Source organism: Pseudomonas sp. FBCC-B1667 (assembly GCF_059133255.1).
Genome location: NZ_CP101437.1, coordinates 19,776 through 32,541, shown reverse-complemented (window position 1 = coordinate 32,541; position 12,766 = coordinate 19,776). Strand labels below are relative to the sequence as shown.

Sequence of the window (12,766 nt, the reverse complement as noted above, 5' to 3'; positions counted from 1 at the left end):
TCCCCTGCGCTTATCGCGCAACAAGATAGGCCCGACAGAGTCGGGCCGTGAGCATCAGGCTGTTTTTTGCAGGCCGGCGACGGTGCGCGGCATGCCGACAAACCCTGGCAAGGCTTCAACGCGCGCCAGCCAGGCACGGATGTTGGCGTAGTCGTCCAGCGCCACATTGCCTTCCGGTGCATGGGCGATGTAGCTGTAGGCCGAGACGTCGGCGATGGTCGGCTCGTTGCCGACAAGGAATGGGGTGGCGGCCAGTTCCTGATCGATCACTTTGAGCACGGTGTGGGCGTAGGCGATCACCTCCTCAGCGTTGTAAGGTGCGCCAAACACGGTGATCAGCCGGGCTCTTGCCGGGCCAAAGGCAATCGGCCCGGCGGCGACCGACAACCAGCGCTGCACCTTGGCCGCACCGACCGGATCGGCTGGCAGCCAGCGACCCTTGCCGTATTTCTGCGCCAGATAAACCAGGATCGCGTTGGAATCGGCCAGGACCACGCCTTCATCATCAATCACCGGTACCTGACCAAAGCGATTGAGCGCCAGATAATCCGGCTGTTTGTGCGCGCCCTTGGCCAGATCGACAAAGATCAGCTCAGTCGGCAATTGCAGCAGAGACAGCATCAGTTCCACACGGTGAGCGTGGCCGGAACGAGGGAAGTTGTAGAGTTTGATAGCTTGCATGGTCGACTCCGCTGGGTGGAGGCGCCGAACAGGAGAGATCAGCACCGATGGACGCTATCTTCCCCTCACAACCAAAACAACAGAATAGCCAGCAAACGCAATCCATTATTTCATCCAGCGCAATAACCCGCTAACGGCTCAGGGCAGGATGTTCTCGCAGAACCTTTACCGCAAAGTCCACAAAACTACGGACACGCACCGGAGCCTTGCGACCCCCTTGATAGACCACATGAATAGGCAATGCTGGTAGTTCGAAGTCTGCCAGAACGATTTCCAGTTCACCGGCGGCCACCTTGCCCGCCACTTGATAAGACAGAACCCGGGTAAATCCCAGGCCCAGACAGGCCGCAGTGATTGCCGCCTGATTGGCGGTGACCACTAGACGCGGTTCCGGACGAACATTCAGCGGCTCGCCCGCTTCAAGAAATGGCCAGGTTCTCAGCTGCCCAATGGAGGAGGTTGCAATGATCGGGGCACCGCTGAGCTCATTCGGGTGCCGCGGTTTGCGGGCCTCCAAAAACGCCGGGGAAGCACAAATAACCCGCCGCACCTCGCCCACACGAATCGCGTGCTGATTGCTGTCCGGCAATTCACCGATGCGTACCGCTACATCCACACCCTCTTCGACCATGCTCACGACCCGGTCGACCAACAAGGCATTGATGCTGACCTCAGGGTACTGCGCCAGGTAATCAACCATCACTGGCGTGACAAACAACTCTCCAAACAATACCGGCGCGGTAATCGTCAATTGCCCACGGGGTTGAGCGTGACTGCCCGCCGCCGAATCCTCCGCTTCCTGCACCTCGGCGAGAATCCTGCGACAGTCGTCCAGATAACGCTGCCCCGCCTCGCTCAAATGCACGCTGCGGGTCGTACGGGTGATCAACTGCGTACCAATGCGCTGCTCCAGTGCCGCGACGGCCCGGGTGACGCTCGCCGCCGACATCCCCAGAATTCGCGCCGCCGCCGAAAAACCTTGCGCCTTGGCGACAGCGGCGAAGACCTGCATTTCCTGGAATCGGTCCATGGGGCATGTCCTTTATTCAGATAAAAAAAATCGCAACCGTAGGCTGCGATTTTTAAGGATGTCGGTCACCTGTGGATAACTTATTCCACTGTCACCGACTTCGCCAGGTTACGCGGTTGGTCAACATCCGTGCCTTTCAGCACAGCAACGTAGTACGACAGCAACTGCAGCGGGATGGTGTAGAGGATCGGTGACAGGATGTCGTGGATGTGAGGCATGTGCACAACGTGCGTGCCTTCGCCATTGGTCATGCCGGCTTTCTCATCTGCGAAGACGATCAACTGGCCGCCACGGGCGCGGACTTCCTGGAGGTTGGATTTCAGCTTCTCCAGCAGCTCGTTGTTCGGTGCCACGGTGACGACGGGCATGTCGTTATCCACAAGCGCCAACGGACCGTGTTTCAGTTCGCCAGCCGGGTAGGCTTCAGCGTGGATGTAGGAGATTTCCTTGAGTTTCAGCGCGCCTTCCATCGCTACCGGGAATTGCGCACCACGGCCGAGGAACAGCGTGTGGTTTTTCTCGGCGAACAGTTCGGCGATTTTCTCCACGGTGCTGTCCATGGCCAGGGCTTCGCCCAAGCGGGTTGGCAGACGACGCAGTTCTTCAACCAGAGTGGCTTCGACGCCTTTGGCCAAGGTGCCGCGAACCTGACCCAGGGACAGGGTCAGCAACAGCAGACCAACCAACTGAGTGGTGAAGGCTTTGGTCGAGGCCACGCCGATTTCGCGACCGGCCTGGGTCAGCAGGGTCAGGTCGGATTCACGCACCAGCGAACTGATGCCAACGTTGCAAATCGCCAGGCTCGCGAGGAAACCCAGTTCCTTGGCGTTGCGCAGCGCGGCGAGGGTGTCGGCGGTTTCGCCAGACTGGGAAATGGTCACGAACAGCGTGTCGGGTTGCACCACGACTTTGCGGTAGCGGAATTCGCTGGCAACTTCGACCTGGCACGGGATGCCGGCCAGTTCTTCGAGCCAGTAACGGGCAACCATACCGGCGTGATAGCTGGTGCCGCAGGCAACGATCTGCACGTTACGAACTTTGGCGAACAGCTCGGCAGCCTGTGGACCGAATGCCTGTACCAGCACGCCGTTCGGGCTCAAACGCCCTTCGAGGGTGCGCTGAACAACAGACGGTTGCTCGTGGATTTCTTTCAGCATGAAGTGGCGGAACTCGCCCTTGTCGGCGGCTTCGGCACCGTCGCGGTACTGCACGGTTTCACGCTCGACGGCTTTGCCGTCAACGTCCCAGATATGCACGCTGTCGCGGCGAATCTCGGCGATATCGCCTTCTTCCAGGTACATGAAACGGTCGGTGACCTGACGCAGGGCGAGCTGGTCGGAAGCGAGGAAGTTTTCACCCAGGCCCAGACCGATTACCAACGGGCTGCCACTGCGAGCGGCGACCAGACGATCCGGCTGCTGGGCGCTGATGACCGCCAGGCCGTAAGCACCGTGCAACTCTTTGACGGTGGCTTTGAGGGCCGCGGTCAGGTCGGGCAAATCCTTGAGTTTGTGGTTCAGCAGGTGAGCGATGACTTCGGTGTCGGTGTCCGAGGTGAACACATAACCCAAGGCTTTGAGCTGCTCACGCAGGGCTTCGTGGTTTTCGATGATGCCGTTGTGCACCACGGCCAGGTCGCCGGAGAAATGCGGGTGCGCATTGCGCTCGCACGGTGCGCCGTGTGTGGCCCAACGGGTGTGGGCGATGCCGAGGCGACCCACCAGTGGCTCGGTCTCCAGCGCGTTTTCCAGCTCGCTGACCTTGCCCGGACGACGCATGCGCTCGAGTTTTTCGTCATTGGTGAAGACCGCCACACCGGCGCTGTCATAGCCACGGTATTCCAGGCGCTTGAGGCCTTCGAGCAAGATGGCGGTGATGTTACGTTCTGCGACTGCGCCGACAATTCCACACATGCTATTTCTCCTGACTGACAGCCGCGCAAATCAAATTGATGCCGCGGGCCTGAATCTGATCGCGTGCCTCCAGCGGCAAGCGATCATCGGTAATAAGGGTATGGACGCTGCTCCATGGCAGCTCCAGGTTGGGGATTTTGCGGCCGATCTTGTCGGCCTCCACCATCACGACCACTTCGCGGGCGACTTCAGCCATGACCCGGCTCAGCCCCAGCAATTCGTTGAAGGTGGTGGTACCGCGGACCAGGTCGATGCCATCGGCACCGATAAACAACTGATCAAAGTCGTAAGAGCGTAGTACCTGCTCAGCGACTTGCCCCTGAAAGGACTCGGAATGCGGGTCCCAGGTGCCCCCGGTCATTAACAGCACCGGTTCGTGCTCAAGCTCGCTCAAGGCATTGGCCACATGCAAGGAGTTGGTCATCACCACCAGTCCCGGCTGCTGACCGAGTTCCGGAATCATGGCGGCGGTAGTACTGCCGCTGTCGATGATGATTCGCGCATGCTCGCGAATCCGCGTGACGGCGGCGCGGGCAATGGCTTGTTTGTATTTGGAGACGGGTTGGCCGATATCAGCCACCAGTTCCTGAGGCATGGTGATCGCTCCGCCATAACGACGTAGCAGCAGGCCATTACTCTCAAGCGCCGCCAGATCCTTGCGAATCGTAACTTCCGAGGTTTCGAAACGTTTTGCCAGTTCATCCACACTGACTTCGCCCTGCTCGTTGAGCAAGGTGAGGATATTGTGGCGGCGTTGGGGAGTATTGCGCTTCGACATGAGCTGGTAAGTTTCGATTCGAAAGATAACGGAAGCAATCAAAACCTATCGCCGAAAGTTCGTCAAGTGTGTTGCGATAAAAAGCTTTGTGTAAAACCAAAAAATCGCAGACTGCGATGAAGGCGTGAGGGCCTGTCACAGACTGCGATTTTTCAGTTTTGAACGGCTGTGGATAACTCAGCCCTTCTTGACCTTCTCCGGCCGCTTCCAGCCATCGATGTTCTTCTGACGAGCCCGTCCTACCGCCAACTGTGCGTTATCCACATTCTGCGTAATGGTCGAACCGGCCGCTGTGGTCGCACCGGAAGAGATATCCACAGGCGCTACCAACGAGTTGTTGGAACCGATGAACACATCTTCACCCAATACGGTTTTCCACTTGTTGGCGCCGTCGTAGTTGCACGTGATGGTGCCCGCGCCAATGTTGGTGCGCGCACCGACCTCGGCATCCCCCAGGTAAGTCAGGTGACCGGCCTTCGCGCCTTCACCCAGGTGAGCGTTCTTCAGTTCTACAAAGTTACCCACATGCGCGCGCGACTCAAGCACGGTGCCCGGACGCAAGCGTGCGAACGGGCCGGCATCGCTTCCTTCGCCCAGAATCGCTCCTTCGATATGGCTGTTGGCCTTGATCACTACGCCCTTGCGCAAGGTGCTGTCCTTGATCACGCAGTTCGGGCCGATCACCACGTCGTCTTCAATGACGACGTTGCCTTCAAGGATCACGTTGATGTCGATCAGCACGTCGCGGCCGACAGTGACTTCGCCGCGCACATCGAAACGGGCCGGGTCACGCAGGGTCACGCCTTGAGCCATCAAACGGCGACCGGCGCGCAATTGATAGTGACGCTCGAGTTCGGAAAGTTGCTTGCGATCATTGGCGCCCTGCACTTCCATGGCATCGTGCGGCTGCTCGGTGGCGACCACCAAGCCATCGTTGACCGCCATGGCAATCACGTCCGTCAGGTAGTACTCGCCTTGGGCATTGTTGTTGGAGAGACGGCTCATCCAGCCACCCAATTGGGCGAAAGGCAGGGCGAGAATCCCGGTGTTGCCTTCAGTGATCGCACGCTCGGCTTCGTTGGCGTCTTTCTGCTCAACGATGGCCGTGACCTTGCCAGCGGCATCGCGGACGATGCGGCCATAGCCGGTCGGGTCGTCCAGTTCAACGGTCAGCAAGCCCAGTTGTTGCGGCGCGACTTTCTTGAGCAGGCGCTGCAGGGTGTCGACTTCAATCAGCGGGACGTCGCCGTAGAGAATCAGTACGGTATCGGACTCAATGAATGGCACGGCTTGAGCCACCGCATGACCGGTCCCCAGTTGTTTGTCCTGCAGGACGAAATTCAGATCGTCCGCCGCCAGACGCTCACGTACGGCTTCGGCACCATGGCCGATCACCACATGGATGCGCTGTGGATCAAGTTGGCGGGCGCTGTGGATAACATGGCCAAGCATCGAATTGCCGGCAATCGGGTGCAGGACTTTCGGCAACGCCGAACGCATGCGCGTGCCTTGGCCGGCAGCGAGGATAACGATTTCAAGTGACATGACTGGCTACCAATCCTGGGTGGTCAGCGGATGCGACCAGGTTATGAACGTCGGAAAAGAAAAAAGGGTAGCCGAGGCTACCCTTTTTAATCAATCGCGCAACAAGTGATGGCCTATTAGCGGCCAAACTTCTTGCGGATCTGCTGGACGGTGCGCAGCTGTGCTGCAGCCTCGGCCAGACGTGCGGAAGCAGAACCGTAGTCGAATTCCGCGCCCCGCTCATGCAGGGCTTTCTCGGCAGCCTTGACGGCTTCCTGAGCGGAGGCTTCATCCAGGTCGCCAGCACGTTGCACGGTGTCGGCAAGAACCTTGACCATGTTCGGCTGAACTTCGAGGAAACCACCGGAGATGTAATACACCTCCTCTTCCCCGCCCTGCTTGACCAGGCGGATCGGGCCCGGCTTGAGATTAGTGATCAACGGCGCGTGACCCAGGGCGATACCAAGATCACCCAGTGCACCGTGCGCAATCACCATCTCGACCAGACCGGAAAAGATTTCTCCTTCCGCGCTGACGATATCGCAATGGACTGTCATAGCCATCTGATTGCCTCAACCTAAATTAGCGCCCGTTTCCAGGCGCCGGGATTACAGTTTCTTGGCTTTCTCGATCGCTTCTTCGATGCCGCCGACCATGTAGAACGCTTGTTCTGGCAGGTGGTCGTAGTCACCGTTGAGGATGCCTTTGAAGCCAGCAATGGTGTCTTTCAGGGAAACGTATTTACCCGAAGCACCGGTGAAGACTTCAGCCACGAAGAACGGCTGCGACAAGAAACGCTGGATCTTACGAGCACGGTTTACCAACTGCTTGTCGGCTTCCGACAGCTCGTCCATACCCAGGATCGCAATGATGTCCTTCAGTTCTTTGTAACGCTGCAGAACATACTGTACACCGCGAGCGGTGTCGTAGTGGTCCTGGCCGATTACGTTCGGGTCCAGCTGGCGCGAAGTCGAGTCGAGTGGATCGACCGCTGGGTAGATACCCAGGGAAGCGATGTCACGGGACAGAACGACGGTGGCGTCCAAGTGGGCGAAAGTGGTCGCTGGCGACGGGTCAGTCAAGTCATCCGCAGGTACGTATACCGCTTGGATCGAGGTGATCGAACCGTTTTTGGTCGAAGTGATACGCTCTTGCAGAGTACCCATCTCTTCGGCCAGGGTCGGCTGGTAACCTACTGCGGAAGGCATACGGCCCAGCAGTGCGGATACTTCAGTACCGGCCAGGGTGTAACGATAGATATTGTCGACGAACAGCAGTACGTCGTTACCTTCGTCACGGAACTTCTCGGCCATGGTCAGGCCGGTCAGTGCTACGCGCAGACGGTTACCCGGCGGCTCGTTCATCTGACCGTAAACCAGTGCCACTTTGTCCAGAACGTTGGAATCCTTCATCTCGTGGTAGAAGTCGTTACCCTCACGAGTACGCTCACCCACACCGGCGAACACGGAATAACCGCTGTGCTCGATGGCGATGTTACGGATCAGTTCCATCATGTTTACGGTTTTGCCTACACCGGCACCACCGAACAGACCAACTTTACCACCCTTGGCGAACGGGCAAACCAGGTCGATAACCTTGATACCGGTTTCCAGCAGGTCGTTGCCGCCCGCTTGTTCAGCGAAGGTTGGCGCAGGACGGTGAATGCCCCAGCGCTCGTCGGTGTCGATCGGGCCAGCTTCGTCGATCGGGTTGCCCAGAACGTCCATGATCCGGCCCAGAGTCGCTTTACCGACCGGTACGGAAATGGCTGCGCCGGAGTCGATGACGTCCAGACCACGCTTCAAGCCCTCGGTGGAGCCCATCGCAATGGTACGAACCACGCCGTCGCCCAGCTGTTGCTGAACTTCCAGAGTGGTTGCGGCCGCGCTTTGTACAGTCAGCGCGTTGTAGATGCTCGGTACGCTGTCGCGTGGGAATTCCACGTCGATAACGGCGCCGATGATTTGAACGATACGTCCGCTACTCATAGCTGGATCCTCTGAATATTTGAACCGTTAAACCGCGGCAGCGCCGCCGACGATTTCCGAGATCTCTTGGGTGATCGCAGCCTGACGCGCCTTGTTGTAGACCAGCTGCAAATCGCTGATCAAATCACCGGCGTTGTCGGTAGCGTTCTTCATCGCGATCATCCGCGCAGCTTGTTCAGCCGCGTTGTTCTCGACCACCGCCTGGTAGACCTGCGACTCCACATAACGGACCATCAAGCCGTCAAGCAGCTCTTTGGCGTCCGGTTCGTAGAGATAGTCCCAGTGGTGCTTGAGGCCTTGATCCGGGGTTGCCACCAATGGAATCAACTGCTCCACGGTAGGCGTTTGCGTCATGGTGTTGATGAACTTGTTGGACACCACGGACAGGCGATCAATACGGCCGTCCAGGTAGGCATCCAGCATCACCTTGACGCTGCCGATCAAGTCATTGATCGACGGCTCTTCACCCAGGTGGCTGATAGCTGCTACGACGTTGCCGCCGAAGTTGCGGAAGAAAGCCGCACCCTTGCTACCCACTACACACAGATCGATCTCGACGCCGTTTTCGCGGTTTACCGCCATGTCCTTGACCAGGGCCTTGAACAGGTTGGTGTTCAAACCACCACACAGACCACGGTCACTGCTCACCACGACGTAACCGACGCGCTTGATTTCACGGTCGATCATGAACGGGTGGCGATATTCCGGGTTGGCGTTGGCCAAATGACCAATAACCTGGCGGATGCGCTCCGCGTAAGGACGGCTAGCAGCCATGCGCATTTGTGCCTTGCGCATTTTACTGACCGCCACTTTTTCCATGGCGCTGGTAATCTTTTGCGTGCTTTTGATGCTCGCAATCTTACTGCGAATCTCTTTTGCGCCTGCCATGTAACACCTATCAGGTTAGCAAGCGGGAGCCTTGCGGCTCCCGCTGCGGCTTACCAGGTTTGGGTGGCCTTGAACTTCTCGATACCGGCTTTCATGCCAGCATCGATTTCGTCATTGAAGTCACCCTTCACGTTGATCTTCGCCATCAATTCGGCGTGATCGCGGTTGAAGAAAGCAATCAGCGCTTGTTCAAAGCTGCCGATCTTGGCGATTTCGACGTCAGTCAGGAACCCACGCTCAGCGGCATACAGCGACAGCGCCATGTCAGCGATCGACATTGGTGCGTATTGCTTCTGCTTCATCAGCTCGGTAACGCGCTGACCATGCTCAAGTTGCTTACGGGTCGCTTCGTCCAGGTCAGAAGCAAACTGGGCGAATGCCGCCAGTTCACGGTACTGAGCCAGAGCGGTACGGATACCACCGGAGAGCTTCTTGATGATCTTGGTCTGAGCGGCACCACCCACACGGGATACCGAAACACCGGCGTTCACAGCAGGACGGATCCCGGAGTTGAACATGGCCGATTCCAGGAAGATCTGACCGTCAGTGATGGAAATCACGTTGGTCGGAACGAACGCGGAAACGTCGCCAGCCTGGGTTTCGATGATCGGCAGTGCGGTCAGGGAACCGGTTTTGCCGGTCACTGCGCCGTTGGTGAACTTCTCTACGTATTCTTCCGAAACGCGGGATGCGCGCTCCAGCAGACGGGAGTGGAGATAGAACACGTCGCCTGGGTAAGCTTCACGGCCTGGTGGACGGCGCAGCAGCAGGGAAATCTGGCGGTAAGCCACTGCTTGCTTGGACAGATCGTCATAAACGATCAGCGCGTCTTCACCGCGGTCGCGGAAGAATTCACCCATGGTGCAACCGGAGTACGGTGCCAGGAATTGCAGTGCTGCAGATTCCGAAGCGCTCGCTGCCACGACGATGGTGTTAGCCAGTGCGCCGTTTTCTTCCAGCTTGCGAACCACGTTGGCGATGGTCGATTGTTTCTGACCAATAGCTACGTAGACGCAGAAAATGCCGCTGTCTTTCTGGTTGATGATCGCGTCGATCGCCAGAGCGGTTTTACCGATCTGACGGTCACCGATGATCAGCTCACGCTGGCCACGGCCGACAGGGATCATGGCATCGACAGCCTTGTAGCCAGTCTGTACAGGCTGGTCTACCGACTTACGCCAGATCACGCCTGGAGCAACTTTCTCGACCGCGTCGGTCAAGGTGTTGTTCAGCGGACCTTTGCCGTCAACTGGGTTACCCAGTGCGTCGACTACGCGACCCAGCAGTTCCTTACCAACCGGAACTTCGAGGATGCGGCCGGTGCACTTGGCGCTCATGCCTTCAGCCAGAGACTGGTATGCGCCCAATACAACGGCACCTACAGAGTCTTGCTCGAGGTTGAGAGCCATACCGAAGACGCCGCCCGGAAACTCGATCATCTCGCCGTACATTACGTCGGCCAGACCGTGAATCCGCACGATACCGTCAGATACGCTGACGACAGTGCCTTCGTTACGGGCTTGGGAGGTCACATCGAGCTTGTCGATGCGGCCCTTGATAATTTCACTTATTTCGGAAGGATTGAGTTGCTGCATTGCTCTGCTGCCCCTTCAAACTCAAGATTTCAATGCTTCGGCAAGGCTTGCGAGTTTTCCGCGAACCGAGCCATCGATAACCAGGTCGCCGGCGCGGATGACAATGCCCCCAATAAGGGATTTGTCTTCCTCGACTTGCAGGCGCACTTCCCGGTTGAGTCGTGCACTGAGAACCTTGGCGAGTTTGTCTTGCTGTTCTTGGTTCAATGCAAAAGCACTGGTCACTTCAACGTCTACCGACTTCTCTTGTTCGGCCTTGTACAGGTCGAACAGAGCGGATATCTCCGGCAACAGCGGGAGACGGTCGTTTTCGGAAACGACGTTGATGAAGTTCTGTGCCTTGGCATCAAACTTGTCGCCGCACACGTCAATAAACGTGGCGGCCTTGTCTGCGCTCGTCAGTCGCGGGGCCTTGAGCACGCGCTGCATGGTGTCGTCTTGCGACACTGCTGCAGCCAGGCCGAGCATGGCTGACCAAGAGGCCAGTTGCTGGTGGGCCTGGGCGTGCTCGAAGGCTGCCTTAGCGTAAGGTCGGGCCAACGTGGTCAATTCTGCCATGATCGCCCTCGCTTAAATTTCAGCAGCCAGTTTGTTTACCAGCTCCGCGTGCGCGTTTTGATCGATTGTGGAACCCAGGATCTTCTCGGCGCCAGAGACTGCCAGGCTACCCAGTTGGGCACGCAGCGCGTCTTTGACACTGTTCAGTTCCTGCTCGATCTCGGCCTGAGCCTGAACCTTCACACGGTCAGCGTCGATACGGGCTTTTTCAACAGCCTCTTCAACGATCTGGTTACCGCGTTTCTTGGCTTGCTCAATGATTTCGGCTGCCTGAGCTTTAGCTTCGCGCAGTTGTTGACCCGCTTTATCTTGGGCCAATTCCAGGTCGCGAGCTGCTCGGGCGGCAGCGTCCAGTCCATCCGCAATCTTCTTCTGACGTTCGTGCAAAGCCGCGATGACCGGAGGCCACACGAACTTCATGCAAAACAGTACAAAAATGAAGAACGCAACGGACTGGCCAATCAGGGTTGCATTAATGTTCACGCCAACACCTCGCTCGTTCGTTACACATCACACCAACTACTCGAAGGTTCGAGTAATTAGCCAGCGAGTTGACCAACGAATGGGTTCGCGAAGGTGAAGAACAGAGCGATACCAACACCGATCATGGTCACGGCGTCGAGCAGACCGGCAACGATGAACATTTTAACTTGCAGCATTGGAACCATTTCTGGCTGACGCGCTGCGCCTTCCAGGAACTTGCCGCCCAACAGGCCGAAACCAATTGCGGTACCCAGTGCGCCCAGGCCGATCAACAGTGCAACAGCGATAGCGGTTAGACCAACTACAGTTTCCATCTTTCCTCCCGACTTTTACGTCGTATGGTTTAGGTTTTTTAGATTTTAAAGCGGTAAAACAAATCGTTTCATAGCCCTGTTCGGGCACCCACCCGTTTGACCGAGTGGGACATCAGACTAGTCGAGACTGGCCTTAATGGTTCTCTTCGTGCGCCATCGACAAGTAAACGATGGTCAGCATCATGAAGATAAACGCCTGCAGGGTGATGATCAGGATGTGGAACACAGCCCACGCCCACTGCAGAACAATGCCCAGGCCGCTAAGCCAGAGCAGACCGCTGCCGAACATCACAGCAATCAGAATGAAGACCAGTTCGCCGGCGTACATGTTGCCGAACAGACGCAGTGCCAGGGAAATTGGCTTGGCCACCAGCGTCACGAACTCCAGCAGGAAGTTCACCGGAATCAGCAGGGCTTGAACGAAGATGTTCTTGCTGCCGAACGGGTGAAGGGTCAGTTCGCCGACAAAGCCGCCGATACCCTTGACCTTGATGCTGTAGAAAATGATCAGCGCAAACACCGACAGGGCCATGCCCAGGGTCGCGTTCGGGTCAGTGGTCGACACCGCACGGAACGGAATGTGATGGTCGCCGGTGATCAGGATGGCCAGTTGAGGAATCCAGTCGACCGGAATCAGGTCGACGGCGTTCATCAGGAACACCCAGACGAAGATGGTGAGTGCCAGCGGTGCAATCACCGGGCTACGGCCATGGAAGCTGTCTTTCACGCTGCCATCGACGAATTCGACCAATACTTCAACGAAGTTCTGCAAAGCACCAGGCTGACCGGAAGTCGCCTTCTTCGCCGCCATGCGGAAAAGAAGAACGAAGATCAGACCCAACGCAACCGACCAGCCGAGGGTATCGACGTGGAAAGCCCAGAAGCCCATTTCCTTGGCTTCTGCTGCGGTGTGGGCAAAACCCCACCCGCCAGTTGGGAGCTGACCGAAAGTCAGGTTCTGCAAGTGGTGCTGGATATAGCCCGAAGCGGTTGTCTCTGCCATGGTTGCCTCAA

Annotated in this window: 13 protein-coding genes; all 13 read right to left on the bottom strand. The window is 57.6% G+C overall.

The features are described from left to right. Nucleotides 1–54: 54 nt before the first annotated feature. A complete protein-coding gene (locus NL116_RS00155; protein ID WP_494375522.1) occupies nt 55–681 on the bottom strand; it encodes a glutathione S-transferase family protein in 627 nt (208 codons plus the stop codon). 130 nt (nt 682–811) lie between these two features. Next, a complete protein-coding gene (locus tag NL116_RS00150) occupies nt 812–1,711 on the bottom strand; it encodes a LysR family transcriptional regulator (protein ID WP_494375521.1) in 900 nt (299 codons plus the stop codon). A gap of 80 nt (nt 1,712–1,791) precedes the next feature. Continuing rightward, nucleotides 1,792–3,624 (bottom strand): glutamine--fructose-6-phosphate transaminase (isomerizing), encoded by a 1,833-nt coding sequence (gene glmS / locus NL116_RS00145; RefSeq protein WP_494375520.1) that lies wholly within the window; start codon nt 3,622–3,624, stop codon nt 1,792–1,794. 1 nt (nt 3,625) lies between these two features. Next, the gene (locus NL116_RS00140; protein WP_027926217.1) at nt 3,626–4,402 is read right to left on the bottom strand and encodes a DeoR/GlpR family DNA-binding transcription regulator; all 777 of its coding nucleotides are present in this window, start codon (nt 4,400–4,402) and stop codon (nt 3,626–3,628) included. A gap of 177 nt (nt 4,403–4,579) precedes the next feature. After that, nucleotides 4,580–5,947, bottom strand: coding sequence for a bifunctional UDP-N-acetylglucosamine diphosphorylase/glucosamine-1-phosphate N-acetyltransferase GlmU (gene glmU / locus NL116_RS00135; RefSeq protein ID WP_494375519.1), 1,368 nt, complete (start codon nt 5,945–5,947; stop codon nt 4,580–4,582). A gap of 116 nt (nt 5,948–6,063) precedes the next feature. Then, a complete protein-coding gene (locus tag NL116_RS00130; RefSeq protein ID WP_123433228.1) occupies nt 6,064–6,489 on the bottom strand; it encodes a F0F1 ATP synthase subunit epsilon in 426 nt (141 codons plus the stop codon). A 45-nt stretch (nt 6,490–6,534) separates the two neighbouring features. Next, nucleotides 6,535–7,914 (bottom strand): F0F1 ATP synthase subunit beta, encoded by a 1,380-nt coding sequence (gene atpD, locus NL116_RS00125; protein WP_027926214.1) that lies wholly within the window; start codon nt 7,912–7,914, stop codon nt 6,535–6,537. Between the two features lie 27 nt (nt 7,915–7,941). After that, entirely contained in the window at nt 7,942–8,802 is an 861-nt protein-coding gene (atpG, locus tag NL116_RS00120) for a F0F1 ATP synthase subunit gamma (RefSeq protein WP_027926213.1), read from the bottom strand. 50 nt (nt 8,803–8,852) lie between these two features. Beyond that, nucleotides 8,853–10,397 carry a F0F1 ATP synthase subunit alpha gene (gene atpA, locus NL116_RS00115; RefSeq protein ID WP_494375518.1) on the bottom strand — a complete coding sequence of 515 codons (1,545 nt, stop codon included), beginning with the start codon at nt 10,395–10,397 and terminating at the stop codon, nt 8,853–8,855. Nucleotides 10,398–10,418: 21 nt separating this feature from the next. Continuing rightward, on the bottom strand, nt 10,419–10,955 hold the full coding sequence (locus tag NL116_RS00110; protein ID WP_054048159.1) for a F0F1 ATP synthase subunit delta: 537 nt from the start codon (nt 10,953–10,955) through the stop codon (nt 10,419–10,421). A gap of 12 nt (nt 10,956–10,967) precedes the next feature. Continuing rightward, the gene (locus tag NL116_RS00105; protein WP_007948090.1) at nt 10,968–11,438 is read right to left on the bottom strand and encodes a F0F1 ATP synthase subunit B; all 471 of its coding nucleotides are present in this window, start codon (nt 11,436–11,438) and stop codon (nt 10,968–10,970) included. Nucleotides 11,439–11,494: 56 nt separating this feature from the next. Then, a complete protein-coding gene (gene atpE / locus NL116_RS00100; RefSeq protein WP_002555987.1) occupies nt 11,495–11,752 on the bottom strand; it encodes a F0F1 ATP synthase subunit C in 258 nt (85 codons plus the stop codon). 133 nt (nt 11,753–11,885) lie between these two features. Next, a complete protein-coding gene (gene atpB, locus NL116_RS00095; protein ID WP_494375517.1) occupies nt 11,886–12,755 on the bottom strand; it encodes a F0F1 ATP synthase subunit A in 870 nt (289 codons plus the stop codon). Nucleotides 12,756–12,766 lie beyond the last annotated feature (11 nt).